At 64.9% G+C, this 26,291-nt stretch carries 23 protein-coding genes and 1 pseudogene; 11 read left to right on the top strand and 13 right to left on the bottom strand.

Annotated features, from left to right (window positions below):
- Nucleotides 1-23 precede the first annotated feature (23 nt).
- Both BN1132_RS14355 and nfuA read left to right on the top strand, forming a co-directional pair.
- Nucleotides 24-752, top strand: a complete 729-nt coding sequence (locus tag BN1132_RS14355; RefSeq protein ID WP_042078417.1) for a ComF family protein — start codon at nucleotides 24-26, stop codon at nucleotides 750-752.
- Nucleotides 753-900: 148 nt separating this feature from the next.
- A complete protein-coding gene (gene nfuA / locus BN1132_RS14350; protein WP_010672549.1) occupies nucleotides 901-1,479 on the top strand; it encodes a Fe-S biogenesis protein NfuA in 579 nt (192 codons plus the stop codon).
- A gap of 150 nt (nucleotides 1,480-1,629) precedes the next feature.
- On the opposite strand, the gene gpsA is transcribed toward nfuA, so the two are convergent.
- The 3 genes from gpsA to BN1132_RS14335 are packed head-to-tail and all read right to left on the bottom strand — an operon-like array spanning nucleotide 1,630 to nucleotide 3,586.
- Complete coding sequence (gene gpsA / locus BN1132_RS14345) at nucleotides 1,630-2,634, bottom strand: NAD(P)H-dependent glycerol-3-phosphate dehydrogenase (protein ID WP_042078415.1); 1,005 nt, start codon at nucleotides 2,632-2,634, stop codon at nucleotides 1,630-1,632.
- 2 nt (nucleotides 2,635-2,636) lie between these two features.
- Nucleotides 2,637-3,107 (bottom strand): protein-export chaperone SecB, encoded by a 471-nt coding sequence (secB, locus tag BN1132_RS14340; RefSeq protein ID WP_010672547.1) that lies wholly within the window; start codon nucleotides 3,105-3,107, stop codon nucleotides 2,637-2,639.
- Nucleotides 3,108-3,154: 47 nt separating this feature from the next.
- Nucleotides 3,155-3,586: a rhodanese-like domain-containing protein gene (locus BN1132_RS14335; RefSeq protein ID WP_042078414.1), complete on the bottom strand. Its 432-nt coding sequence runs from the start codon at nucleotides 3,584-3,586 to the stop codon at nucleotides 3,155-3,157.
- Between the two features lie 348 nt (nucleotides 3,587-3,934).
- On the opposite strand from BN1132_RS14335, the gene gpmM reads away from it, so the two are divergent.
- Both gpmM and BN1132_RS14325 read left to right on the top strand, forming a co-directional pair.
- Nucleotides 3,935-5,464: a 2,3-bisphosphoglycerate-independent phosphoglycerate mutase gene (gene gpmM / locus BN1132_RS14330; protein WP_042078413.1), complete on the top strand. Its 1,530-nt coding sequence runs from the start codon at nucleotides 3,935-3,937 to the stop codon at nucleotides 5,462-5,464.
- 9 nt (nucleotides 5,465-5,473) lie between these two features.
- Nucleotides 5,474-6,871: a peptidoglycan DD-metalloendopeptidase family protein gene (locus tag BN1132_RS14325; protein WP_042078412.1), complete on the top strand. Its 1,398-nt coding sequence runs from the start codon at nucleotides 5,474-5,476 to the stop codon at nucleotides 6,869-6,871.
- Between the two features lie 113 nt (nucleotides 6,872-6,984).
- Here the strand turns inward: BN1132_RS14325 and BN1132_RS14320 are convergent, their stop codons facing one another.
- On the bottom strand, nucleotides 6,985-7,635 hold the full coding sequence (locus BN1132_RS14320; protein ID WP_042078411.1) for a Qnr family pentapeptide repeat protein: 651 nt from the start codon (nucleotides 7,633-7,635) through the stop codon (nucleotides 6,985-6,987).
- An 88-nt stretch (nucleotides 7,636-7,723) separates the two neighbouring features.
- Between BN1132_RS14320 and BN1132_RS14315 the strand changes: the two genes are divergently transcribed.
- Both BN1132_RS14315 and BN1132_RS14310 read left to right on the top strand, forming a co-directional pair.
- Entirely contained in the window at nucleotides 7,724-8,731 is a 1,008-nt protein-coding gene (locus tag BN1132_RS14315; RefSeq protein WP_042078409.1) for a LacI family DNA-binding transcriptional regulator, read from the top strand.
- A gap of 110 nt (nucleotides 8,732-8,841) precedes the next feature.
- Nucleotides 8,842-9,231 carry a nuclear transport factor 2 family protein gene (locus tag BN1132_RS14310; RefSeq protein WP_042078408.1) on the top strand — a complete coding sequence of 130 codons (390 nt, stop codon included), beginning with the start codon at nucleotides 8,842-8,844 and terminating at the stop codon, nucleotides 9,229-9,231.
- 54 nt (nucleotides 9,232-9,285) lie between these two features.
- Here BN1132_RS14310 and BN1132_RS14305 read toward each other — a convergent pair whose 3' ends face one another.
- From BN1132_RS14305 to BN1132_RS14290, 4 genes are all read right to left on the bottom strand, one after another.
- Entirely contained in the window at nucleotides 9,286-9,978 is a 693-nt protein-coding gene (locus BN1132_RS14305) for a helix-turn-helix domain-containing protein (RefSeq protein ID WP_084202952.1), read from the bottom strand.
- 138 nt (nucleotides 9,979-10,116) lie between these two features.
- Nucleotides 10,117-10,758, bottom strand: coding sequence for a bifunctional 4-hydroxy-2-oxoglutarate aldolase/2-dehydro-3-deoxy-phosphogluconate aldolase (locus BN1132_RS14300; protein ID WP_042078407.1), 642 nt, complete (start codon nucleotides 10,756-10,758; stop codon nucleotides 10,117-10,119).
- A gap of 9 nt (nucleotides 10,759-10,767) precedes the next feature.
- Entirely contained in the window at nucleotides 10,768-12,564 is a 1,797-nt protein-coding gene (gene edd, locus BN1132_RS14295) for a phosphogluconate dehydratase (protein ID WP_042078406.1), read from the bottom strand.
- Between the two features lie 60 nt (nucleotides 12,565-12,624).
- Entirely contained in the window at nucleotides 12,625-13,134 is a 510-nt protein-coding gene (locus tag BN1132_RS14290) for a gluconokinase (RefSeq protein WP_042078405.1), read from the bottom strand.
- A 165-nt stretch (nucleotides 13,135-13,299) separates the two neighbouring features.
- On the opposite strand from BN1132_RS14290, the gene BN1132_RS14285 reads away from it, so the two are divergent.
- From BN1132_RS14285 to BN1132_RS14270, 4 genes are all read left to right on the top strand, one after another.
- Entirely contained in the window at nucleotides 13,300-14,661 is a 1,362-nt protein-coding gene (locus BN1132_RS14285; protein WP_244462948.1) for a GntP family permease, read from the top strand.
- A 152-nt stretch (nucleotides 14,662-14,813) separates the two neighbouring features.
- Entirely contained in the window at nucleotides 14,814-16,163 is a 1,350-nt protein-coding gene (gene pssA / locus BN1132_RS14280; protein ID WP_042078402.1) for a CDP-diacylglycerol--serine O-phosphatidyltransferase, read from the top strand.
- A 156-nt stretch (nucleotides 16,164-16,319) separates the two neighbouring features.
- Nucleotides 16,320-18,389: an ATP-dependent DNA helicase RecG gene (gene recG, locus BN1132_RS14275; RefSeq protein WP_042078401.1), complete on the top strand. Its 2,070-nt coding sequence runs from the start codon at nucleotides 16,320-16,322 to the stop codon at nucleotides 18,387-18,389.
- A gap of 170 nt (nucleotides 18,390-18,559) precedes the next feature.
- Nucleotides 18,560-20,632 (top strand): AsmA family protein, encoded by a 2,073-nt coding sequence (locus BN1132_RS14270; RefSeq protein WP_042078400.1) that lies wholly within the window; start codon nucleotides 18,560-18,562, stop codon nucleotides 20,630-20,632.
- 46 nt (nucleotides 20,633-20,678) lie between these two features.
- On the opposite strand, the gene BN1132_RS14265 is transcribed toward BN1132_RS14270, so the two are convergent.
- On the bottom strand, nucleotides 20,679-21,587 hold the full coding sequence (locus BN1132_RS14265) for a bifunctional GNAT family N-acetyltransferase/hotdog fold thioesterase (protein ID WP_042078399.1): 909 nt from the start codon (nucleotides 21,585-21,587) through the stop codon (nucleotides 20,679-20,681).
- Nucleotides 21,588-21,848: 261 nt separating this feature from the next.
- Nucleotides 21,849-21,953 (bottom strand): annotated as a pseudogene (locus tag BN1132_RS20460) (GNAT family N-acetyltransferase); the annotation flags it as partial.
- A gap of 51 nt (nucleotides 21,954-22,004) precedes the next feature.
- Here BN1132_RS20460 and BN1132_RS14255 point away from each other — a divergent pair.
- On the top strand, nucleotides 22,005-22,661 hold the full coding sequence (locus tag BN1132_RS14255) for a spermidine synthase (protein ID WP_042078436.1): 657 nt from the start codon (nucleotides 22,005-22,007) through the stop codon (nucleotides 22,659-22,661).
- Nucleotides 22,662-22,690: 29 nt separating this feature from the next.
- Here the strand turns inward: BN1132_RS14255 and dtd are convergent, their stop codons facing one another.
- The 3 genes from dtd to typA form a co-directional block, all read right to left on the bottom strand.
- The gene (gene dtd / locus BN1132_RS14250; protein ID WP_042078397.1) at nucleotides 22,691-23,128 is read right to left on the bottom strand and encodes a D-aminoacyl-tRNA deacylase; all 438 of its coding nucleotides are present in this window, start codon (nucleotides 23,126-23,128) and stop codon (nucleotides 22,691-22,693) included.
- 75 nt (nucleotides 23,129-23,203) lie between these two features.
- A complete protein-coding gene (locus tag BN1132_RS14245; RefSeq protein ID WP_042078396.1) occupies nucleotides 23,204-24,076 on the bottom strand; it encodes a virulence factor BrkB family protein in 873 nt (290 codons plus the stop codon).
- A gap of 171 nt (nucleotides 24,077-24,247) precedes the next feature.
- The gene (gene typA, locus BN1132_RS14240; protein WP_042078394.1) at nucleotides 24,248-26,059 is read right to left on the bottom strand and encodes a translational GTPase TypA; all 1,812 of its coding nucleotides are present in this window, start codon (nucleotides 26,057-26,059) and stop codon (nucleotides 24,248-24,250) included.
- Nucleotides 26,060-26,291 lie beyond the last annotated feature (232 nt).

The following is a 26,291-nucleotide window of genomic DNA, read 5'->3' as shown; positions in this document are numbered from 1 at the left end:
CTGTTTATCTGCTTGGAGCCTGCATGTTAAAGCGGCTGCTCGCCAAAGCAAGTCCGATCCTCGGCACCCGGGCCGACTGGCTGGGTCTGTGCCTGCTCTGCCGCCAACCCTGTGACGAGGCGCCTCTGCTGTGCTCCTGGTGCCGGCAGGCCCTGCACCAGGATGGCTGGCAGTGCCGGCTGTGTGCGGCACCGCTACCGGAGCAATATGCAGAGAGCGACCTGGTGTGCGGACGTTGCCAGCGCCGTCCGCCCCCCTGGCAGCGGCTGCAGGTGATTGGCGACTACCGGGCACCCTACTCCCTGCTCGTCCCCCGGCTGAAATATTCCGGTCAGATCCTGCTCGCGCCGCTGCTTGCCCGAGTGCTGGCCGACCACCTTAATCTCGATGACCCGCCACAGGCCATCATTCCGGTCCCCCTGCACTGGTGGCGCCAGTGGTGGCGTGGCTTCAACCAGGCAGAGGAGATAGGCCGGGCCCTGAGCGAGCTCACCGGCATTCCCTGTGACAGCCGCTTGTTGCGCCGGGTCAGGGCAACCCCGCAGCAGACCCGGCTCAGTGCCGGCCAGCGGCGGCGCAATCTGCGCGGCGCCTTTGAGATGGCGCCTCACCACTACCGGCATGTGGCACTGCTCGACGATGTGGTGACCACGGGAGCGACCGCAGGTCAGCTCACCCGGTTGCTCCATGAGAGCGGCGTCACCAGGGTGGAGGTGTGGGCCATCTGCCGTACCCTCAGACACCCCGCATAGCCTGGCGCGGAACCGGCCGACGAGACTGGAGGCGGCATGATTCCGATACGCCCAAGCTCACAAGCTCGCCATCGGCACGCTACCCAAGCCCCGCCAAGCGAGTTATCATGAATACCCTAGTCGTACACTCAGGTTTATGAGGATAGTGATGATCAGCATTTCCGACACCGCCCAGGCCCACTTCCGCAAGTTGCTGGAGAAGCAGCCTGATGGCACCAACATCCGGGTGTTTGTGGTCAATCCGGGAACCCAGAATGCCGAGTGCGGCGTATCCTATTGCCCACCCGACGCGGTCGATCCGGAAGATCAGCACCTGCCCTTCAGCGGCTTCGACTGCCTGGTCGATCCCCTGAGCGCCCCCTTCCTGGTGGATGCCACCATCGACTTCGTCACCGATCAGATGGGTTCCCAGCTCACCCTGAAGGCGCCCAACGCCAAGATGCGCAAGGTGGCCGATGACGCCCCCCTGATCGATCGCATCGAATACGTGCTGATGTCCGAGGTGAACCCCATGCTGGCCGGTCACGGCGGCAAGGTCACCCTGGTCGAGCTGACCGACGACAAACTGGCCATCCTGCAGTTCGGCGGCGGTTGCAACGGTTGCTCCATGGTCGACTACACCCTGAAAGAGGGGATCGAGAAGCAGCTGCTGGAGAAATTCCCAGGCGAGCTTAACGGCGTGAAAGATGCCACCGAGCACCAGCGCGGCGACCACTCCTACTACTGATTTGCTGCCCTTCTGGTTAAGACATGCGGCAAAGAAAAGGCCCCGCCAGCTGGCGGGGCCTTTTGCTATCCAACGAATGCGCCACCCCATCATGAAAAAGACCCCGTCAGTTTAAACTGGCGGGGCCTTTTGCATGCTGCGGCAGGCAGATCACTCGTCCTTCTTGTCTCGCGACAGCAGGGCGATGGCCGCCTCTTTCGGGTTCTTGCCCTCGTAGAGCACCTTGAAGATCTGCTCGCAGATGGGCATCTCGACGCCACAGCGGGCCGCCAGCAGATGCACCTCCTTGGTGTTGCGATAGCCTTCCACCACCTGGCCTATCTCGGCCATGGCGGTGTCAACCGACTTGCCCGCCCCCAGCGCCAGGCCGAAACGGCGGTTGCGCGACTGGTTGTCGGTGCAGGTCAGCACCAGATCCCCGAGCCCCGCCATCCCCATGAAGGTCTTGGCGTCGGCCCCGAGGGCGGCGCCCAGACGCTGCATCTCAACCAGCCCCCGGGTGATGAGCGCGGTTCTGGCGTTGGCGCCGAAGCCCAGACCGTCGGAGAGACCGGCACCGATGGCGATGACGTTCTTGACCGCCCCGCCCAGCTGCAGACCGATAAAGTCCGGATTGGTATAGACCCGGAACGAGCGGCCACAGTGCAGCAGGTGGGAGAGATCGTCGGCAAAGTCGTCGTGGGTGGAGGCCACCGAGATGGCGGTCGGCAGACCGGCAGCCAGCTCGCGGGCGAAGGTGGGGCCAGAGATGACAGCCAGCGGAATGGCATCCCCCAGCACCTCCCGCGCCACCTCCTGCAGCAGACGACCGCTGTCCGGCTCCAGCCCCTTGGTCGCCCAGGCGATCCGGGTATCCGGGCGCAGGAAGGGCTTGACCCGGGCCAGCACCTCGCCGAACACATGGCTCGGCACCACCAGCAGCAGCACGGGAGCGGCTTGCACCGCAGCCTGCAGATCCGCCGTCAGTTGCAGATCGGCCGGGAAGGGAACATCCGGCAGGAAAGCCTTGTTGCAGCGATCCTGTTCCAGCTCGGCGACATGGGCGGGGTCATGACCCCACAGCAGGGTCGGATGACCGTTGCGCGCCAGAGAAATGGCAAGGGCGGAGCCATAAGACCCCGCCCCCAGGACCGAGATTGCGATCTGGTCGGCCATTATCAGGCTTCCGCAGTCGCCTGCTGGGCCTGTACCTGCGCCATGTGCTGGGCGAACAGGGCGTCGAAGTTGACCGGTGCCAGGTTCAGCTGCGGGAAGGAACCCTTGCTCACCAGGTTGGACACCGCTTCGCGGGCATAGGGGAACAGGATGTTCGGGCAGAAGGCTGCCAGGCAGTGGGCCAGTTGCGGCTCAGGCAGGTTGCCGATGGTGAAGATGCCGGCCTGCTGCACTTCGCACAGGAAGGCGGTCTCGGTTTCCAGCTTGCAGGTGACGGTCAGGGTCAGCACCACTTCATAGACGCTGTCGGCCAGGACATTGGTCTTGGTGTCCATGTCCAGCTTGACGTCCGGCTGCCACTCTTTCTGGAAGATGTGCGGAGTATTCGGGGCTTCGAAGGAGACATCCTTGGTGTAGACACGCTGGATGTGGAATTCCGGTTGCACTTCCTGGTTGTTGATTTCGTCAGCCATTTCGTTTGATTCCTTTTTAAGATAATGAGTGGGCGCAGGCCCTTAAATCAGCGTTTTTTGGTCACCGGCAGATTGTCTGCACGCCATTGGGCCATGCCACCGCTGAGCACATACACCTGCTTGAAACCGGCCTTGCTCAGTTGGCGACCCGCGCCACCAGCGGTCATCCCCGACTCGCACACCACTATGATGGGGGCATCCTTGTGCTTTTCAACCGGACCCAGATTATTCGCCTGGATCTGGGTCAGCGGCAGGTGATGGGCCCCGGCCAGATGGCCCTTGGCAAACTCATCCTGACTGCGGATGTCCACGACGGTGGCATTTTCACGGTTGATCAGCAGGGTGGCGGCGTGGTTGTTGACCGCCTTCACCGGAGAGAAACGGGCACGCACTGTGGTATACACCAGGGTGCCTGCCAGGCCCAGCCAGGCTGCAGTCAGCAGCGGGTTGCGGGCCGCGAAATCCAAATACTCTTGCATCTTCTACTATCCAGGGACCAAGACAAGGGCCCGAGTATACATGGGGCCCTGCATAAGATCAGCCATCTTGGCGGCAAAGCGAGAGCAAGCTCCCATCAGGGATTGCCCCCGATTCTTCCTCCTCCAACCGGGCCGGACGAGAGGCTGCGCCATGTCGAAAAGAGGAGGGAAACAGAGGAAAACCCGCCGCGGCAGACAAGCCAGCAACATGCCTAAAACAGCGGGATAACAGTTAAAAACCGAGGCTGGGGAGGGACTTGGCTATCAGGTGACTATTTCGGCAGATGTAGTAATATTACGCTAGTTTCACTTCCCGCAATTCATTCCTATCCGAGAGGACATAGCCTTATGTCAACAGCTAAGAAACCGCTGGTTCTGGTCATCATGGACGGTTGGGGCTACAGCACCAAGCAAGAGTACAACGCCGTCGCTGCCGCCAAGACCCCCAACCTGGATCGCCTGGCCCGTGACTACACCAGCACCCTGATCTCCGGCTCCGGCCTGGACGTGGGTCTGCCGGACGGCCAGATGGGCAACTCCGAAGTGGGCCACACCAACATCGGTGCCGGTCGTGTCGTCTATCAGGAGCTGACCCGCATCTCCAAGGACATCCAGGAAGGCGTCTTCTTCCAGAACGTCGAGATCGGCAAGGCTGTCGACGCCGCCGTGACCAAGGGCAAGGCCGTGCACATCATGGGTCTGATGTCCCCGGGTGGCGTACACAGCCACGAAGAGCACATCATGGGCATGATCGAGATGGCCGCCAAGCGTGGCGCCGAGAAGATCTACTTCCACGCCTTCCTGGATGGCCGCGACGTGCCGCCGCGCAGTGCCCAGTCCTCCATCGAGCTGTTCGACGCCCTGTTTGCCAAACTGGGCAAGGGCCGTTTCGCCTCCATGATCGGCCGCTACTACGCCATGGACCGCGACAACCGCTGGGATCGCGTACAGCAGGCCTATGATCTGATGACCTTGGGCAAGGGCGAGTTCACCGCCGAGAGCGCCACCGACGCCCTGGCCGCCGCCTATGCCCGCGACGAGAACGACGAGTTCGTCAAGGCCACCCGCATCGGCGACGCTGCACCGATGGAAGATGGCGATGCCCTCATCTTCATGAACTTCCGTGCCGACCGCGCCCGCGAGATCACCCGCGCCTTCGTCGATACCGACTTCACCGGCTTCGCCCGCACCGCCACCCCGGCCCTGAATTTCGTGATGCTGACCGAGTACGCGGCCGACATCAAGACCGCCTGTGCCTACCCGCCCACCGCCCTGGTCAACACCCTGGGTGAATGGCTGGCCAAGCAGGGCAAGACCCAGCTGCGCATCTCCGAGACCGAGAAGTACGCCCACGTCACCTTCTTCTTCAACGGTGGCGAAGAGGCCTGCTTCAGCGGCGAGGATCGCGAAATCGTGGCGAGCCCGAAAGTGGCCACCTATGACCTGCAGCCGGAAATGAGCTCCGAAGAGCTGACCGACAAGCTGGTAGCGGCCATCAAGAGCGGCAAGTACGACGTCATCATCTGCAACTACCCGAACGGCGACATGGTTGGTCACACCGGGGTGTTCGATGCCGCGGTCAAGGCCTGTGAAGCGGTCGACCACTGCATCGGTCGCGTCACCGACGCCCTGGCGGAAGTGGGTGGCGAGTGCCTGATCACCGCCGACCACGGCAACGCCGAGAAGATGATGGACGAAGAGACCGGTCAGGCCCACACCGCCCACACCAATCTGCCCGTTCCCCTCATCTACTTCGGTCGCAAGGCCGAGGTGGTGGAAGGCGGCAAACTGTCCGATCTGGCCCCCACCATGCTGACCCTGATGGGTGTGCCGGTACCGCCGGAAATGACTGGCAAGCCCCTGATGATTCTGAAATAATCCTGCCCCATGCGGGGATGCGAAGTTATTTCACAGAAAACCAGTCGCGTCGGCCTGTTGGCCGGCGCGCTGTTTTTTTGCCTGATCGGCGGCACGGCCCAGGCTGCGAACCAGCAGCTCGGGGCCATGCAGTCCCAGATCAAGGAACAGCAGCAGACCCTCAAGCTCAGCAAGCAGGAGCTGGCCAAGCTCAACACCCAGCTCAAGGCTGACGAGCAGGCCATCTCGGCCGCCGCCGCCAAGCTCGACCAGACCAGGCTGCAACTCAAGCAGAACCAGCAGAAGCTGGCCTCCCTGCAGCAGGACAAGCTGGCGCTGGAGCAACAGGCAAAACACCAGAAACAGTTGCTGGCCAAGCAGGCGGAAAGCGCCTTCCAGGCGGGCAACCACGATTACCTCAAGCTGCTGCTCAATCAGCAGGATCCGGCCAAGCTGAGCCGCGCCCTCGATTATTTCGACTATCTCAACAAGGCCCGCATCGAGGCCATCGAGGCCCTGCGCGCCACCCGCGACAAGCTGGCCAAAAACCAGCTGGCGACCAAAGAGACCGAGACCAGGCTGCAGACCCTGCTCGGCGAACAGCAGCAACATCACCAGAGCCTGCTGGCCAGCCAGCAGAGCCGCGCCAAGGTGCGCAACCAGTTGCAGCAATCGGTGCAAAACGACGAGCTGAAACTGACCAGGCTGGTCAAGGCGGAAAAGGCGCTGAAGGCGCGGCTGGAGGAGCTGCGTCGCCAGCGGGAAGAGCAGGAGCGACGCGAGCGCGCCGAGCGGGAGCGCCTCGCCAAGATCAAGGCCGAGCAGGAGCGCCAGCGCCGGCTGGAGGCGCAGCGCCTGGCCGCCGAACAGAAACGCATCGCGGAGCAGCAGCGGATCGCGGCCCAGCAGCGGCAGGTCGGCGAGCAGCAACGGCTCGCCGCCGAACAGCGCAGGGTCAGCGAGCAGCAGGAGCAGGTGGCGAAGCAGCAAGCGGCCGCCCGCAACAGCGCCAAGGCGAGCAGCAACGGCTATGGCGGCCTCAGCACGGGTGGCAACCTGCGCTGGCCGGTGCAGGGCCCCATCCTCATCTCCTACGGCTCGCCGCGCACCGCCGAACTGAAGTGGAAGGGCACCCTGATAGGCGCCAGCGAAGGGACCCAGGTCAAGGCCGTGGCGCCGGGCCAGGTGGTCTATGCGGACTGGCTGGACGGCTTCGGCATGCTGCTGGTCATCGACCACGGCCGCGGCTACATGAGCCTCTACGGTCACAACCAGTCGCTGCTGCGCCAGGTGGGCCAGAACGTGGAACAGGGAGAGCCCGTGGCCCTGGTCGGCGACAGCGGCGGGCAGGAGCGCTCCGGCCTCTACTTCGAGATCCGCTATCAGGGCGAAGCCATCAACCCCACCAAGTGGCTGGCCAGACGCTGACACCCCGGCTCCTCACAACGAAAAGCCTGCCTTGCGCAGGCTTTTTCATGGTGAAGGGCACAGCCGCCACGAACTGCACCCGTTGATGAAAAATTACCTCTTTTTCCATCCCCTCAGGGAAAGACCACCAGGCCTATCTGCTCCAGCAGCCCCTGCTGCTGATCTTCATTGATCTGCACCCCGGCGAGGTTGACCCGGCGCAGATCCAGCCCGGACAGATCGCACTGGCGCAGGTCGCAGCCCTGCAGGTTGAAGCTGGTCCAGTCGATTTGCCCGAACTCGGAGCCGCTGAGATCCGAGCCCGCCAGGGAGGCGCCCAGCAGGTTGGCCCCCTGCCAGCGGTTGCCGGTCAGCTCGCAGCGCTCCAGCAGGCAGCCTTCGAAGTTCGCATAGCTGAAGTTGTTGCCGGTGAGGTGGGCCTCGCAGAAATAGCTTTTGGCAGTGATCCGGTTGGCGAAGCTGGCATGGGCGAAGTTGATCCCCATGGCCTGGCAGTCGCGCATCTCCAGCCCCAGACACTGGCTGCGGCCGAAGTCCGCCAGGGTGAGATCGCAGCGCAGGAAGCTCGCCTCCCTCAGATCGCAGCCCTGAAACAGGCATCCCAGCTCCCGTTCCCTGTCATAGAAGCTGCAGTCGACGAAGCGGCTCTCCCCGAGATCCAGCCAGGAGAAGTGACAGCCGATGAAGCGGCACCCCTGGAACTGCTCCCCCTCCACCTCTTGCTGCTCGAAGTGGACTCCCTCGAAACACCTGCCCTTGATCATCCCCTGCCCCCTGTTGATGGCGTCATATGCTGACATTGCCGTGCAAAAACGGTAATGTTACGTGTAACATTTTTTGCAGGATCCCCAGATGAACGACACCCGCAAGCGCCGCCCCACCCTGCAGGACATCGCCGACCTGACCGGAGTCACCAAGATGACCGTCAGCCGCTACCTGCGCGATCCCCAGGCCGTGGCCGAAGGGACCCGCGAGCGCATCGCCGCGGCGGTGGAGGAGCTCGGCTACATCCCGAACCGGGCACCGGACATGCTCTCCAACGCCACCAGCAAGGCGATCGGCATCCTGATCCCCTCCCTCTCCAACCAGGTCTTCTCGGCGGTGATCCACGGCATAGAGGCCGTGACCCGGCCCGCCGGTTACCAGACCCTGCTCGCCCACTACGGTTACAGCCCGGAGCGGGAAGAGGAGCAGGTCGCGTCTCTGCTCTCCTACAACGTGGACGGGCTCATCCTCTCGGACACCCAGCACACCGAGCGCACCCGCAAGATGATCGCCACCGCCGGCATTCCGGTGGTGGAGACCATGGATCTGCCGCTCTCTCCCATCGACATGGTGGTGGGCATGGATCACCGGGCCGCCGCCCGGGCCATGGTAACAGAGATGCTGCGCCGGGGACGGCGCAAGGTGATCTACCTCGGCGCCCGGCTCGACGTGCGCACCCAGTTGCGAATGGAGGGCTACTACCAGGCGATGGCCGATTTCGGCCTGACCGGCCAGCACCTGCTGACGGAGCAATCCTCCAGCTTCACCCTGGGGGGGGAGCTGCTGGCCCAGGCCATGGCGCGCTTCCCCGATCTCGACGGCCTGTTCTGCACCAACGACGACCTGGCGGTGGGCGCCCTGCTGCAATGCCAGGCCAGGTGGATCCCGGTGCCCCAGCAGGTGGCCATCGCCGGCAGCAACGCCCTCGACATCGGCCACGCCATGACCCCCAAGCTCGCCAGCATAGTCACTCCCCGCGAGGCCATCGGCCGCGAAGCCGCCATCATGCTGCTGGCCCGCCTCGGCGGCCAGCTGCTGGCGACCAGGTGCAAGGACATGGGCTTCTCCCTCTATGAGGGGGAGAGCCTCGGCTGATCTCCGGCCATCATGGCGCGTTCGACCGCCATGATGGCGCCTTTACCCCTCTCCCCTGTCCGCCCCCTGACCTATGCTGGCCCCTCCATCCACCATGTCAGGAGTACCCCATGCACCACACCGAACGACTGAAAGCCTGCCTGCGGCGCGTCATCTGCGATCCCGCCTTCCCCCTGGCCGAACTCGACGCCTGGTTCACCCCCGACTACTGCCAGGAGGTGAACGGCGAACGGCTCGACTACCCGGCGTTTCGCCAGCACATCGCCGCGCTGCGCCGCCATCTGGCCGGGGCGAACATCGAGTTTGTCGCCACGATGGCGCTGGGTGAGCGGGTCCACTCGACCCATCTGGTCAGGGCCACCCGCCACGATGGCGACACCCTGGTCTGCAAGGTGAGCGGCCTCTTCACCTTTCGCGGCGATCGGCTCTGCCACACCGACGAGGTGACCTGTCTGCTGGCAGGCAGCAAGGAGGATGCGGATATCGGCTCGCGGCGCTGACTGCCGGCAACCCGCAGACATCGCCATGGCGGACAAGAAGCAGACGACGGGCCCTCAGGCCGCCGGTTCGCGCCGGGCAAGGCGCTGGAGGGCACGGGACAAGGCGCCGGGATCCTCGTAGCCGAGCCGATCGGCGATCTGCGCCAGCGTGAGCCCCCGGTGCTGCAACTGGCGCGCCCGCCCCAGCACCACCTGCTCCCGCCACTGGCGAAAACTGCATCCCAGCTGCTGGAGGAAGAGCCGGTTGAGGGTGCGCACCGAGGCGCCGCAATCTGCCGCCAGCGCCCCCAGCGTCAGATGGATGGCGGGTGCCTGGCACACCCTGTCCAGCACCCGCAGCAGGCGCGGGTCCAGCTCCCCGGTGAGGGGAATGCGCGCCGCGAGCGGGTCGGCACGCTCCAGTTCGTGATCAAGCACCCTCAGATAGGCCCCTTTCACCTCCTCCTCGGCCAGCTCGGGCAGGCGGGCGAAGAGACCCGCCAGCAGCGGGCTGGCCTGCAAGGGGCCGAAGGCGGTGCGGGCCGACGTCGGCACATAGAGGAGGGAGAGCCGGGATCGGCGCAGCACGCGAAACTCGTGCTCCCAGCCCGCCGGAATGAAGCAGATCTGGCCCGCCACCAGCAGCTCGCCCTCCCCGTGCCCCGTGATGATGCCGCCCCCGTCGTGCAGGTAGCAGTATTGGGCCCGGGGGTGGCAGTGCAGCGCGGTGAAGTGCCCTTGCGGGTAGGATGGATGCAGGCAGGACATGAAGGCTCCAGGGTGGAGGGGCGGCCCCCGACCTTAAGCCAGGGCCAGGCCGGAAGCAAACGGCCCACCCCCTCCCGGGGCGTAAAAACAACAGGCCACCCGAGGGTGGCCTGTCCGATTTATCTACACGGCTTTCGCTTAGCGCTTGACCAATTCAACCGCTTCCCGGGAGAGACGGGTCACCTCGTCCCAGTTGCCGCTCTTGACGGCCTCTGCCGGCAGCATCCAGGAGCCGCCGACGGTGGCCACGCACTTGAGCGCCAGATAGTCGGCCACGTTTTTCGGGCCGATGCCGCCGGTGGGGCAGAACTTCACCTGGGGCAGGGGCGCCGCGATGGCGGAGAGCGCCTTGGTGCCGCCGTTCGCCTCGGCCGGGAAGAATTTGAGGTGGTCGTAGCCCGCTTCCAGCGCCTGCATCACCTCGGACGGGGTGGCCACACCCGGGATCAGCGGCGCCGTGCTCCTGGCCGCGTGGGCCAGCAGGGCCGGGGTCATGCCCGGGGAGATGACGAAGCGGGCACCGGCGGCCACGGCGGCATCAAACTGCGCGCAGTTGAGCACGGTACCGGCACCGACCATGGCATCCGGCATCGCCTTGGCGATGAGGGCGATGGCGTCCAGCGCCACCGGGGTGCGCAGGGTGATCTCGAACACCGAGATGCCACCGTCCAGCAGCGCCTTGGCCATGGGCAGGGCCTGATCCAGGTCGTTGATGACCATCACGGGTACCAGGGGGGAGGCGGCAAACACCTCGGCAGGGGTCACTTTCCAGTTCTGCATAGCTCTTCCTTAGTCAAAGATGGTGGCGCCGCACTCGGCGCTCGATACCGCGCGACGCATCACGCTGAACAGTTCACGGCCCCACCCCTCTTGTTCCAGGGTGAGGTCGATCTCGGCCTGGGTACGGCCACTCAAATCGGTCAGGCAGTCGAGGCTGCCGGTCACCGCGTCCACCCGCAGCAGATCGCCATCGGCAAGCAGGCCGATGGCCCCGCCGTGCAGCGCTTCCGGGGTGACGTGGATGGCGGCCGGGATCTTGCCGGAGGCGCCGGAGAGGCGACCGTCGGTGACCAGGGCCACCTTGTGACCCGCCTTCTGCAGGTTGCCGAGCACCGGCATCAGCTTGTGCAGCTCCGGCATGCCGTTGGCGGCCGGGCCGTTGTGGCGCACCACGATGACGGCGTCCTGGTTCAGCTCACCGGCCTTGTAGGCCGCCTCCACCGCGTGCTGGGAGGAGAAGACCCGCGCCGGCGCCTCGATGACGCGATACTCGGGCGCGACCGCAGAGACCTTGACCACGGCGCGGCCCAGGTTGCCCGCCAGCAGCTTGGTGCCGCCGGTGGCCTGGAACTCGCTGCCAGAGGGAGAGAGCACGCTCGGATCCGCGCTCTCGCCCACCGGCTGCCACACCAGCTTGCCATCCACCAGTGCCGGACGGCTGAGGTAGTCCTGCATCTCGCCGAAGACCGGGGTGGCGTCCAGGTGGATCAGCCCCTCTTCGGCCAGACGACGCATCAGGCCGGGCACGCCCCCCGCCTGTTCGAAGGCGTTGACGTCCGCCGGGCCGTTCGGATACATGCGCACCAGGAGCGGTACCACGTCGGAGAGATCGCTCAGGTCGTCCCAGGTCAGCTCCAGCCCGGCGGCGCGGGCCAGCGCCACCATGTGGATGCTGTGGTTGGTGCTGCCACCGGAGGCGAGCAGGGCCACCAGGCCGTTGACCAGGGCGCGTTCATCGATCACCGCACTCAGGGGGCGATAGGCCGGGGAGCCCGGGATCATGGCGCTGATGCGGCGGGCCGCCTCCTCGGTGAGGGCGCGGCGCAGCTCGCTGTGGGGGTGCACGAAGGCGGAGCCCGGCAGCATCAGGCCCATGGCTTCGAACACCAGCTGGTTGGTGTTGGCGGTGCCGTAGAAGGTACAGGTGCCCGCCGCGTGGTAGGCGCCGCACTCCATCTTGAGCAGGGCGTCGCGGCCCACTTCACCGGCGGCGTACTGCTGGCGCACCTTCACCTTCTCGTCGTTGCTGATGCCGCTCGCCATGGGGCCGGCCGGCACGAAGGCGGTGGGCAGGTGGGCGTGGGAAAGCGCACCCATGATCTGGCCCGGGGCAATCTTGTCGCAGATGCCGAGCAGCAGGGTGGCGTCGAAGGTGTTGTGGGAGAGGGAGACCGCGGTGGCCTGGGCGATGAGATCCCGGGAGAAGAGGGACATGTCCATCCCCGGCTGGCCCTGGGTCACACCGTCGCACATGGCGGGCACGCCGCCGGCGACCTGGGCGCTGTGGCCGAGCTCGGCCAGCGCGCCCTTGATGATGTCCGGGTAGCCCTGATAGGGCTGATGGGCGCTCAGCATGTCGTTGTAGGCGCTGACGATGCCGACGTTGGCGCGGGTCATGTCGAGGATGCGCCCCTTCTCGTCACAGCTCGAGGCCGCCACGGCGTGGGCCAGGTTGCCGCAGGAGAGGGAGGCGCGGGTCTTGCCCTGCTCGGCCTGGCGCTGGATGCGGGCCAGGAAGCGGGCACGGCGGGCGGTGCTGCGCTCGCGGATGCGGTCGGTCACCAGGGTGATCACGGGATGGGTCATAGCTTTCTCTCCAACTCTATATACGGGCGCGTTCGGCAGTGACCGGGCGCGCGACATGGCTCATTGCGCCTGCGCCAGCGCGGTGACGGCACGGTCGACCACCTGTTCGAAGGTCCCGTCGATATCGATGCGAAACACGCCGGGCTCGCCATCCGGTCGCTCCAGGGTATCAAACTGGCTTTGTACCATGGCTTCGCGCATGAAGTGGCCCTGCCGTGCCCGCATCCGCTCGAGAATGAGGGACTGGCTGCCATCCAGAAACAGGAAGTGTACCGAGTCGTTGCCCTCGCGGATCTGGTCGCGGTACTGCTTCTTGAGGGCCGAGCAGACGATGACGCCGAGCTCGTTCTTGCGCTCCAGGCTGTAGGCCGCGTCGCGGATCCGCTCCAGCCAGGGGGCCCTGTCTTCGTCGTTGAGCGGGTTGCCCGCCGCCATCTTCTGGATGTTCGCGCGAGGGTGCAGATCATCGCCGTCGATGAACTTGGCCCCCAGGGCATTGGCCACCTTGAGGCCGATGCTGGACTTGCCGCTGCCACACACACCCATCACGATAATGCACTTGCCCGCCATTATTTGACCTCTCTCTCACTTTTCAAAAAACGTTCGCTTGATGGGTTCTAAGCTACCACGTTACCGGTAACATGTTACCGGTAACGTTTCGCAATGTGAAGTGCAGCACAGAAATGTGCAGAACAACAACTAGAACCATTTGAGGACAACTTTATGGACGGAGCAATGAACACACCCGATGTCACCTATCTGCTCTCGGTAGCTGCCGGGGCCATTGTCATGCTGCTGGTGCTGATCATGCGATTCAAGGTACATGCCTTCGTGGCATTGACCCTGGTCAGCATGCTGACGGCCCTGGCCACCGGGGTCACCTATGACCAGGTGATCCCCACCATGCTGACCGGCTTCGGCGGCACCCTGGCCTCGGTCGCGCTGCTGGTCGGCCTCGGCGCCATGATTGGCCGGATCCTGGAGATGACGGGGGGCGCCAAGGTACTGGCCGATACCCTGATCAACCGCTTCGGCTCCCACCGCGCCCCCTTCGCGCTCGGCATCGCCTCCCTGCTGTTCGGCTTCCCGATCTTCTTCGACGCCGGCCTCATCGTCATGCTGCCCATCATCTTCAGCGTGGCGAAGCAGTTCGGCGGCTCCGTCCTCAAGTATGCCCTGCCCTCCGCCGGCGCCTTCGCGGTGATGCACGCCTTCCTGCCGCCCCACCCGGGCCCGGTGGCCGCCAGCGAACTGCTGGGCGCCAACATAGGCCTGCTCACCGTCGTGGGCCTGCTGGTCGCGCTGCCCACCTGGTACCTGGGCGCCTACCTGTTCGGCCTCTGGTCCGGCAAGAAGTTTGAACTGCCCCTGCCCCCGAGCTTCACCGCCAGCGCCGAGCAGATCTCCGACAAGGCGCCGAGCTTCGGCCAGGTGCTCTCCATCCTGCTGCTGCCGCTGGTGCTCATCTTCATGGATACCGGCCTCAACACCCTGAGCGTCATGGGCGTCATCGACAAGGGGGCCGACTGGGTCAACGTGCTGCGCATGGTCGGCAAGACCCCGGTGGCCCTGCTCATCACTGTGCTCTACGCCCTCTGGCTGTTCCGCCAGACCCAGGGCAAGGTGCAGCTCGAGAAGTTCTGCAACGACGCCCTGGCCCCGGTCTGCGCCGTCATCCTGGTGACCGGTGCCGGCGGCATGTTCGGCGGCGTGCTGCGGGCGAGCGGCATCGGCGCCGCCCTGGCTGACGTGCTCTCCGACACCGGCATGCCGGTGATCCTCGCGGCCTTCCTGGTGTCCGCCGCACTGCGGGTCGCCCAGGGTTCCGCCACCGTGGCCCTGACCACCACCGCCGCCCTGATGGCGCCGACCGTGGCCGCCACTACAGGCCTGAGCGAGCTGGATCTGACCTTCATCGTCATCGCCATCGCCGGGGGCGCGACCGTACTCTCCCACTTCAACGACTCCGGTTTCTGGCTGGTCAGCCGCTTCCTGAACATGGACGAGAAGACCACCCTCAAGACCTGGACCGTGATGGAGACGCTGCTCGGCACCATCGCCTTCCTCATCGTGGCCACGGCCAGCGCCATCCTGTAACGGGAACACATCGGGGCCGCATCCGTCGGCCCCGATGTGACTCTGCACCGACTTTTTACGGATTCTTGCTTGGGCCCATCGCCACAGATTGCTAGAATTGCCTATTCTTCGCCCCGAGTGGAACGCTTCATCCCGTGATTTCAGGCTTCTCTATGCATTCATCGGCACATTATCGACAGTTGCTGACCCGCTTACCCCAGATCGCGGTCGCCGCGGATCAGTTTCAGGTGCTCAGCAGCGCCAAGGACTTCAAGAGCCGGATCCTGTCGCTCATCGCCCATGCGACCCAGCGCATCTACCTGATCGCGCTCTATCTGCAGGATGACGAGGCGGGACGGGAGATCCTCTCCGCCCTCTATGCCGCCAAGCAGCGCAACCCCGCCCTCGACATCAAGGTGTTCGTCGACTTCCACCGCGCCCAGCGCGGCCTGATCGGCAAGGGCAAGCAGGGGGGCAACCACCTGATGTACCAGGCCATGGCCGCCCGCCACGAACACCAGATCGAGATCTACGGCGTGCCGGTCAAGGGCCGCGAACTGCTCGGGGTGCTGCACCTCAAGGGCTTCATCTTCGACGACACCCTGCTCTACTCCGGCGCCAGCCTCAACGACATCTACCTGCACCAGCAGGAGCGCTACCGCTTCGATCGCTATCACCAGATCCACAGCCCGGCGCTGACTCGCAGCATGGTCAACTACGTGGATGACGTCTTCCTCGGCAGCGAGGCCGTCCAGCGGCTGGATCGCACCGGCATCCCCGGCGCCAAGCAGCTCAAGGGGCAGATCCGCCGCTTCAAGCAGCGCCTGCGCACCAGCCAGTACCGCTTCGAGAGCATCCCTGCCAACGCCCGGGAGGTCGCCGTGACCCCCATGGTGGGCCTGGGCAAGCGAGGCAACCAGCTCAACCGGATGATCCGCAATCTGGTGCGGGCCACCGAGCGGGAGATCTTCATCTGCACCCCCTACTTCAACCCCCCCAAGGAGTTGAACAAGGACGTGGAAGGGCTGCTCAGACGCGGCTGCAAGGTGACCATAGTGGTGGGCGACAAGACCGCCAACGACTTCTTCATCCCGCCGGAGGAGAAGTTCTCCACCATAGGCGGCCTGCCCTATCTCTACGAGACCAATCTGCGCAAGTTTGCCGAGCGCAACCAGCACCACATCGACAACGGCCGGCTCAACCTCATGCTCTGGTGTTGCGACAAGAACTCCTATCACCTCAAGGGGATCTTCGTGGACGAGGAGTGGGCCCTGCTCACCGGCAACAACCTCAACCCCCGTGCCTGGGCGCTGGATCTGGAGAACGGCCTGCTGGTGCACGACCAGCACCACCACCTGCGCGAGCGCTTCCAGCAGGAGCGCGACTGCATCCTGGCCCATACCCGCCGCATCAGCCACTTCGACCAGATAGAGCAGATCAAGGACTACCCGGATCAGGTGCGCAAGCTGCTGGCCCGGATCCACAGGGTCAAGGCGCACCTGCTGCTCAAGCGCATCATCTGACCCGAACACAGCGCTTCCCCGTTCGTGACAAGGGCCTGCCATGTTCGGCAGGCCCTTGTCACATTCGGCCATCCCCGGCGACAACGCGGCTTGCATCGGGGCCGCAACAGCCCCTATCATCTGGACATATTTACAGTGTTTCCGGGCATCTAATTGATGAAATTGGATAAAATCTCCCTCGACAGCCTCAAGGGTGTCGGCAGCAAGATGCAGGAGAAGCTCGAGCGACTCGGGCTGGCCACGGTGCAGGATCTGCTGTTCCACCTCCCCCTGCGCTACGAGGACCGCACCCAGGTGTGGCCCATCGGCGATCTGCCGCCCGGCCTGCACGGCGCGGTCGAGGGCGAGATCCAGGACACCCAGCTGGTGATGGGGCGCCGCCGCATGCTGGTCTGCCGCATCGGCGACGGCACCGGCAGCCTCACCCTGCGCTTCTTCAACTTCACCGCCGCCCAGAAGAACAGCCTGGCCCCCGGCCGGTTGATCCGCTGCTTCGGCGAGGCCCGTCCCGGCAAGTACGGACTGGAGATGGCCCACCCCGAGTACAAGCTGCTCGGCGAGGAGCAGGCCGGCCAGACCGAAGAGGCCCTCACCCCCGTCTACCCGACCACTGAGGGGCTGCGCCAGCTCACCCTGCGCAGCCTCACGGATCAGGCGCTGGCCCAGCTCGATCTCCATGGCGTCGAAGAGCTGCTGCCCGCCGGCCTCTATCCCCAGCAGATCGATCTGGCCGCCGCCCTGAAACTGCTGCACCGCCCGCCTCCCTCGGTGGCGCTGGCCCTGCTGGAGAGCGGTCAGCACCCGGCACAACAGCGGCTGGTGCTGGAAGAGCTGCTGGCCCACAACCTCTCGGTCCTCAAGGTGCGCGCTCAGGCACAGACCCAGCTGGCCCGCGCCCTCAAGCCGGCCCCCGCCCTGGTGGCGCAGCTGCTCGGCGCCCTGCCGTTCAGCCCCACCGGTGCCCAGAGCCGGGTGGTGGCCGAAATCAGCCGGGATCTGCAGCAGAGCCACCCCATGATGCGGCTGGTGCAGGGGGATGTGGGCTCCGGCAAGACGCTGGTGGCGGCACTGGCCGCCCTGCAGGCCATCGGCAACGGCTGTCAGGTGGGGCTGATGGCTCCGACCGAGCTGCTGGCCGAGCAGCACGCCATCAACTTCGCCAGGTGGCTGGAGCCGCTCGGCATCCAGGTCGGCTGGCTGGCGGGCAAGCAGAAGGGCAAGGCGCGGGAGGAGGCGCTGGCGGCCATCGCCGATGGCAGCGTCAAGATGGTGGTGGGCACCCATGCCATCTTCCAGGAGCAGGTGGTGTTCCAGCGCCTGGCCCTGGTGATCATCGACGAGCAGCACAGGTTCGGGGTGCACCAGCGCCTCGCCCTGCGGGAAAAGGGGGAGCGTGAAGGCGTCCACCCCCACCAGCTCATCATGACCGCCACCCCCATCCCCCGCACCCTGGCGATGACCGCCTATGCGGACCTCGACACCTCGGTCATCGACGAGCTGCCGCCGGGGCGCACCCCCATCACCACGGTCGCCCTGCCGGACAGTCGCCGGGGAGACGTGATCGAACGGGTCAGGCTTGCCTGCGAGGAGGGCAAGCAGGCCTACTGGGTCTGCACCCTGATCGAGGAGTCCGAGGTGCTGGAGTGCCAGGCCGCCGAGGACACCGCCGCCGAGCTGCAAACCCTGCTGCCCGGTCTGCACATCGGCCTGGTGCACGGCCGCATGCGGCCGGTCGAGAAACAGCGGGTGATGGAGGAGTTCAAGGCGGGCATACTGCAACTGCTGGTCGCCACCACTGTCATCGAGGTGGGGGTGGATGTGCCCAATGCCAGCCTGATGATCATCGAGAACCCGGAGCGGCTGGGGCTGGCCCAGCTGCATCAGCTGCGCGGCCGGGTCGGGCGGGGGTCCGTGGCCTCCCACTGCGTGCTGCTCTACCACGCGCCGCTCTCCAAGACGGCCCAGAGCCGGCTCGGGGTGCTGCGGGAGACCAACGACGGCTTCCTGATCGCCCAGCGGGATCTGGAGCTGCGCGGTCCGGGGGAATTGCTGGGTACCCGCCAGACCGGCCTCGCCGACCTCAAGATCGCCGACCTGGTGCGCGACCAGCCGCTCATCCCCCAGGTGCAGAAGATGGCACGCTTCCTGATGGACAAGCACCCGGCGCATGTCGAGCCCTTGATCCGCCGCTGGCTGGGCCTGCGGGATCACTACTCCAATGCTTGACCAAGGCCGATGCAGAAGATGGTCACATTGCCTGATGGATAGACACCTGGGGCACGTCGATCCGCTGATCCGCCGCTGGCTGGGCCTGCGAGACCACTACTCCAATGCCTGACCTGCGGGATCACGCTGCCAACGCCTGATCACTCAACCAATACAGGAGGAAAGCGCTTATGAATTCCTGGCTGCGCGGCCTGCTCTACACCCTCGCCTTCCTGCTGCTCTTCGTCTGGGTCGGTCTCGGCCTGTTCGACGCCGAACGCGCCAAGGGGCCCATCGCCGACTGGCTCAGCCGGCAGACCGGCGTGCCTGTCAGCATAGGCCGGCTGGTGTTCAATCCCCTGCACCCCTACACCCTGCTGGCGGAGCAGGTGCGCTACGGGGATGCGGTGCAGCTGGAGAAGATCTATCTGGAGGTGGAGAGCATCGACTGGCTGAACCGGGACGTGCGCATCGCCCACCTGGACCTCATCCGTCCCGCCATCAAGCTGCCACTCCCGAACCAGTTGCCGACGCTGCCGGTACACTCCCTCACCATCGCCGACAGCACCATAGACAACCTGAACCTGCAGAGCGAGGCCCTGACCCTGCGCGGCCTGAGCGCCACCCTGAGCGATTGGGAGCTGATCGATCCGAGACGCCAGCCCCAGGTCAACCTGACCCTGGGCATCAACCAGCTGGAGACGTCCAGGTTCACCCTGGCCCGTCTCAGCCTCAAGGGGCGACTGGAGGGGCAGGTGCTGAGCACGGACAGGCTGAGCGCCAACCTGTTCGACGGCCTGCTCGAAACCGGCATGGTGCTGAACTGGCCAGAGCGCAGCCTGCAACTGCACGATCTCAAGGCAAGCGCCATGCGAGTCGAGCTCGGTGACATCCCGCCGGGTGAGTTCCCCCTGAACCGCATCACCCTGGACAGGGGCCAGCTTGCCCAGGTCAGCATCAATGCCATCGAGCAGGAGCTCTCCCTCAACAACTTCAACGGCCAGCTCACCGCCTTCGACTGGCAGGCGGGCAGTCGCACGAGCGGCTATCTCGCCGGCACCCTGGGGGATCTGGGGCGAGGCCTGTTTCAGCTGGAAGCCATCGAGGGCAAGCTCGCCTTCTCGCCCCGACAGCTCGATGCCGAGCTGAGGGGCAAGGCCTATGAGGGGGAGTTCAGCCTGGATCTCGCCCTCGATCCCCAGCAGCAGAAGCTGACGCTCAAGGAGCTGACGCTGAGCGGCATGGACATCAGCCTGCCGGACGGTTGGTGGCAGGATTGGCAGGGCTGGCGGCCGCAGCAGATCGACGTGCGCAAGCTGGCCTTCGACAGGCTCAAGGTGCTCTCCTTCGACGATGCCCTGCCCCTCTCCCTGACCGGCTGGCAGTTCTATCTGAACGACCTCGCCCTGCGGGGCAATCAGCCGGCTCCCCTGCTGGGGCGAGCCAGGGTCGAGAGCAAGTGGTTCGAGCTGGTGTGGGGCGGCCTCAGCGCCCGCAACGGCGAGCTGGATGGTGAGCTGACCCCCGGCGCCTGGCAGCTCAACAAGCTGGCCAGCAGCCTGCCGGACGAGGGTTCCCTCAGCCTCAGTGGCCAGTGGGGCAAGGCGCCCGGCCAGGAGAGCCGCCTGCAACTGCAGGGCAAGCAGCTGGATCTGGAGCTGTGGGGCAAGCTGCTGCACGCCCCTGTGTCGCTCGCGGGCAAGGTGGATCTGGCGGCACAGCTGCAGGCCGACCTCAACGGGCAACCCGGCGAGGAGGTGGCCAACTGGCGCCGGACTCTCCAGGGCAGCCTGAGCCTGGAGAGCAAGGACCCCTTCTGGGACAAGGTCGGCATCGACCCCCTGCTGGATGCCTGGTTCAAGGAGCAGGCCCCCCCCGCCCTGACGCCGCAGGCGCTGTGGCAGGCGATGCAGCGCGGAGACACCCCCTTCTATCACATCAGGCTGGACGCCAGGGCGGAGCAGGGCAAGGTGCGGATCGAGCGGGGCGGCGCCTCCACCATCACCCACCTGCTGGCGCTGCAGGGAGGCGTCGATCTCGCCGCCGACCAGTGGCAGCTGGACCTCGGGGTCCTGAACAAGCGGCGCTGCGCCGAGCTGCTGGCCCGCTGGCGCGGCCCCCTCGCGGATCCCGGCCTGGAGTGGCAGTTCCCTACCGGGCAGGAGGCCTGCGGCTGGGAGGCTGGCGTGCGCTACCCGGCACAGGGGCGCAGCGGCCCGCTCTGGCGACCGCAGGCACCGGCCCCCACCACCGCATCCCAATAACGAACAAGGCCTCGCGATGAGGCCTTGTGGTAGAGCGCGCGCGGGATCAGCGCCCGCCGCGCTTGATGGGCAGCACCACGTACTGGCCGACGAATTCCACCGCCAGCTTGCGACCGCTGAACAGCTGGACCCGCAGGCTGAACTTGGCGGACTCCCCGCTCCTCAGCGGTTCGAGCACGGCGGGCATCCCCTCCCGGGCCACCCTGGCCTCAGGCTCCTCGCTCACGGGTCTGTAGTATTTGATGTTGCCCTCGGCCAACACGGTATCGCCCCCCAGGCCGGCTTCCTTGAGCTGCAACCAGATGAGGCCCCAGCCCGCCAGCACGCACTGGCTGTAGATGCTGCCGGCGAACATGGTGTCGTGAACGTTGAGGTTGGCCGCCAGGTTCGCCTTGAGGTGGAAGGTCTGGCCGTCGTAGTGGGTGATGTGCACCCCCATCTTCTCGCTGATGGGAATGCCCCGCGACCAGCGGGTGGTGAGATCCTGGCACCACTCCGGGCGATACTGGATGGTCTGCAGCGGGCTCAGGGACTTGATCATCTGGCGGTGGGGAATGCGGCCGAAGGAGACAGGGCCTTCCCCCACCTCGAGAAATCCGCACTTGCGATAGAACTCCACCGCCTCCTGGCGGGCGTTCATCACCAGCCGCTTCACCTTCTCGTCCCGGGCCAGCTGCTCTAGATCCTCCACCATGCGGGCTCCCAGCCCCTGACCGCGGTACTCGGGGCGCAGCGCCATGAAGCGGATCTGGGCCTCGTCGCCACCGACGAAGAGCCGGCCCACGGCGATGGGGGTGCCATCCTCGGTGAGCATCAGCCGGTGAATGGCAACGCTGTCGTATTCGTCACGCTCGGAGCCCACGGGCAGGTTGAAGGGCTTGCGCAGAAGTTCCCAGCGCAACTGGTAATAGGCATCCAGCTCGGCTGCTGTTTGAGGAGTGACTACCCGGTACATAAGGCGATCCTTGAGTGTGCGCCGACGGACAGATTGAAGGGCTTGCGCACCAATGCCTCCCCGCGCAACTGACAATAGGCATCCAGCTCGGCTGCTGTTTGAGGAGTGACTACCCGATACATAAGGCGATCCTTGAGTGTGCGCCGACGGACAGATTGAAGGGCTTGCGCACCAATGCCTCCCCGCGCAACTGACAATAGGCATCCAGCTCCGCTGCTGTTTGAGGAGTGACTACCCGATACATAAGGCGATCCTTGAGTGTGCGCCGACGGACAGATTGAAGGGCTTGCGCACCAATGCCTCCCCGCGCAACTGATAATAGGCATCCAGCTCCGCTGGCGTTTGGGGGGTGACCACCCGGTACATAGCGACATCCTTGAGTTACACTGGTCGAAAGCCATCTTGCCGTGCAAATTCATGGACTTCAATCTACAAGCGTACCAAGCCGATCACTTGTTGCACCTCAGTGTCAAACCCGCACGTCGCCTCTGTGTCCTGGAAAATGCCCGCCATCGCTGGCTGGAACTGGACGGCGTGGTGCAATCCGCCATGAGCCTCAGCCAGCCATCGCACCTCTGCCTGCCCCATCAGCGGAGCATCGCCGAACGCCTGCCGGAGCGGGCAGGCTGGATCCTGGAGCTGGGGCTGGGCGGGGGGGATCTCACCCGCCATCTGGCGGCACGCTGGCCCGAGGCTCGCCATGACTGCGTGGATCTGGACGACGAGATCCTCACCCTGTTCCAGCAGTTTTTCCTGCCCCCGACGGGAGGCACGCCACGGTTGCACCATGCCGATGCACTGCACTTCCTGCTGGAAAGCCGGGAGCAGTACGATCTGGTGCTGCTGGACCTGTTCAGCCAGGACGGCAACCCCCTGCTGCTGTTCCAGACCCCGCTCTATCGGGCGCTGGCCCAGCGCCTGTGCGGCACCCTCATCGTCAACCTGCTGCCGCGCACCCGACTGGAGCAGGACCAGGCGCTGAAACTGGCGCGGGAGTGGATAGGCCCCACCACGGCCCACGGGGTGCCCGGCTATCGCAACGTCATCCTGCACGCCACCCGCCAGCAGGCGTAACGCCGGTCTGCGAGCCGTCAGTATTGGCCCTAGACCTGCAGCCAGAAGGTCACGGGCCCGTCGTTGAGCAGCCTCACCTTCATGTCGGCGGCGAAGCGGCCGGTCTCGGTCGGTACGCCCCCTTCCCTGGCCCGGGCCACGAAGTAGTCGTAGAGCCGCTCGGCCTCGCTCGGGTGCGCCCCGCCGGAGAAGCTGGGCCTCATCCCCTTCTGGGTGTCCGCCGCCAGGGTGAACTGGGAGACCACCAGCAGGCTGCCCCCAACCTGTCCCACGTTGAGGTTCATCTTGCCCTGCTCGTCGGAAAAGATGCGATAACCGCTCACCTTGTGCAGCAGCTTGTCGGCCTTGGCCTCGTCATCCCCCTGCTCCACCCCGAGCAGCACCAGCAGACCCTGGCCTATGGCCCCGGTCACCTCTCCTTCTACCGTCACGCTGGCCTCGCTGACCCGCTGAATCAGTGCAATCACCCGCAACTCCTTTGTCTTGTCAGAAACGCACGACCGCCCGAAGGCGGTCGTAGATGTTAGCAATAAGCGATGGGATCAGCCCAGCTCCTCTGCGCCCGGCTTCTCGTATTCACCGAGGCAGGCGGTGGTCTCGGCCCCCAGCAACACCACCAGCCAGCTCAGATACACCCAGACGAACAGAATGGGGATGGTTGCCAGGGCACCATAGATGGCCTGGTAGGAGGGGAAGTTGGTGATGTAGATGGCGAAGCCACGTTTGGCCAGCTCGAACAGGGAGGCCGCCACCAGGGCGCCGATGAAGGCGTGGGTCAGCCGCACCCGGCAGTTCGGCACCACGGTATAGATCAGCAGGAAGGTGAGCACGGAGAAGAGGAACGGCAGGCTGCGCAGCAGCAGGTAACCGATGCCGAACAGGCTGTCCGCGGCGAACAGCTTGAGGGAGAGGATATAGGAGGAGATGGCGAGGCTGGCACCGATGAGCACGGGGCCCAGGGTCAGGATCATCCAGTACATGGCGAACGCCTGGGCCAGGGGCCGGCTCCGGGTCGAGCGCCAGATGTAGTTGAGGTTCTTGTCGATGGCCGAGATGAGCATGAGCGCCACCACGATCAGGGCGCCGATGCCGACCGCCGTGGTGTTGGTGGCGTTGGCCACGAAGCCATCGATGTACTCCTTGAGCATCTCCCCGGCGGTGGGTACGAAGTTGTGGTAGACGAACTGCTCCATCCCCTGCTTCAGGCTCTGGAACACCGGAAAGGCCGACATCATGCCGAACACCACGGCGATCATGGGCACCAGGGAGAGCAGGGTGACATAGGCCAGGTAGCCCGCGGTGACCGTCAGCCTGTCCTGCTGGAAGCGGCCCCAGACGAACTGGGCGAAGTGGGCACCATCGTGGCGCAAGAAGGAGAGGAAGTGGGCCAGGCGGCCGCGGATCTGCTGCTGCATCTTGATTCTCGTAAGCGTCGTCATGCAGACATTGTGTCAGATAGGGTGGCCATTTGACCACCCGAGCACCGGCCGGGGAAGTCCAGCCCGGGCGGGGTGGCAGCCCCGTTCCCGCCTTTTGGCCATAAAAAAAGAGGCCCGCAGGCCTCTTTCTATCGCTGATGCAGCGGATCAAGCACGACCGGCGCGCTTGCGATCCAGCTCGGTCAGCAGCTTCTTGCGGATACGGATGCTCTTCGGCGTCACTTCCACCAGCTCGTCGTTGTCGATGAACTCCAGGGCCTGCTCCAGAGACATGCGGATCGGCGGAGTCAGCACCTGGGCTTCGTCGGTGCCGGAGGCACGCATGTTGGTCAGCTGTTTGCCCTTCAGGCAGTTCACGGTCAGATCGTTGGAGCGGGAGTGGATACCGATCACCTGGCCTTCGTACACCTCGGTCGCGTGACCGATGAACAGACGACCGCGGTCTTGCAGACCGAACAGGGCATAGGTCAGGGCCTTGCCGGTAGCGTTGGAGATCAGCACGCCGTTCTGGCGCTCACCGATACTGCCACCCTTGTGCGGACCGTAGTGGTCGAAGGTGTGGTACAGCAGGCCGGTACCCGAGGTCAGGGTCATGAACTCGGTCTGGAAGCCGATCAGGCCACGGCTCGGGATCATGAAGTCGAGGCGGACACGACCCTTGCCATCCGGGGTCATGTTGGTCATTTCGCCCTTGCGCAGACCCAGTTGCTCCATGACGGAACCCTGGTGCGCTTCTTCCACGTCGACAGTGACGGTTTCGAACGGTTCTTGCAGTTCGCCATTCACGGTGCGCAGGATCACTTCCGGACGGGATACCGCCAGCTCGTAACCTTCGCGACGCATGTTTTCGATCAGGATGGAGAGGTGCAGCTCACCACGGCCGGAGACGCGGAACTTGTCCGGATCGTCGGTCTCTTCCACGCGCAGGGCCACGTTGTGGACCAGCTCCTGGTTCAGACGCTCCAGGATGTTGCGGGAGGTGACGAACTTGCCCTCTTTGCCGGCGAACGGAGAGGTGTTGACCTGGAAGGTCATGTTCACGGTCGGCTCGTCAACGGAGAGCGGCGGCAGCGCTTCGACGGCACCGTTGTCGCAGATGGTGTCGGAGATCTTCAGCTCGCCCAGGCCGGTGATGGCGATGATGTCGCCCGCTTGCGCGTCGGCCACTTCGGTACGGGACAGGCCCAGGTAACCCAGCACCTGACCGACCTTGCCGTTGCGGGTCTTGCCGTCGGCACCGACCACGGTGACCTGCTGGTTGGTCTTGACGCGACCACGGGTGATGCGGCCGATGCCGATGACGCCAACATAGGAGTTGTAGTCCAGCTGGGAGATCTGCATCTGGAAACCGCCGTCGGTGTCAGCAGCAGGAGCTTCCACGTTGTCGACGATGGCCTGGAACAGGGGTTCCATGTTGTCGGACTCGACATCTTGATCCAGGGTGGCCCAACCGTTCAGTGCAGAGGCGTAAACAACCTTGAAGTCCAGTTGCTCATCGGTGGCACCCAGGTTGTCGAACAGATCGAAGACCTGATCCATTACCCAGTCAGGACGCGCACCCGGACGGTCGATCTTGTTGATGACCACGATGGGCTTCAGACCCTGGGCGAACGCCTTCTGGGTCACGAAGCGGGTCTGCGGCATCGGGCCGTCGACGGCGTCGACCAGCAGCAGCACGGAGTCAACCATGGAGAGCACGCGCTCTACTTCACCACCGAAGTCGGCGTGACCCGGGGTATCCACGATGTTGATGCGGTAGTCGTTCCAGCGGATCGCGGTGTTCTTGGCGAGAATGGTGATGCCACGTTCCCGTTCCAGATCATTGGAGTCCATGATCCGTTCCTGACCTTCGCTGGTGCGATCCAGGGTGCCGGATTGCTGCAGCAGCTTATCAACCAGCGTCGTCTTGCCGTGGTCAACGTGCGCAATAATCGCAATATTGCGTAAATTCTCTAACATTCTCGCCTCAAATCACCGGGTAAAATTGGGCGCTAATTGTACTCTCGCCTTTGTGATCTGCCTAGCAGAATTGCAACACATTCGCGCACGACAGGGGATCGGGATCATGGACCCCGGGTCAAAAGCCTGCTTAGATGGCCTGGATACGCTGGCGCACCATCCTGGTGCACCAAAACGATCCAAGGTTGCACCACTTTAATGCAGCAACCGGCTTGAGAACGGGTGTCCCGAC

This window comes from Aeromonas sanarellii (assembly GCF_000820085.1).
GTDB classification, from domain to species: Bacteria; Pseudomonadota; Gammaproteobacteria; order Enterobacterales; family Aeromonadaceae; genus Aeromonas; species Aeromonas sanarellii.
Note: the sequence above shows the minus strand (reverse complement) of the source record. Positions and strands in the feature narration are given on the sequence as shown.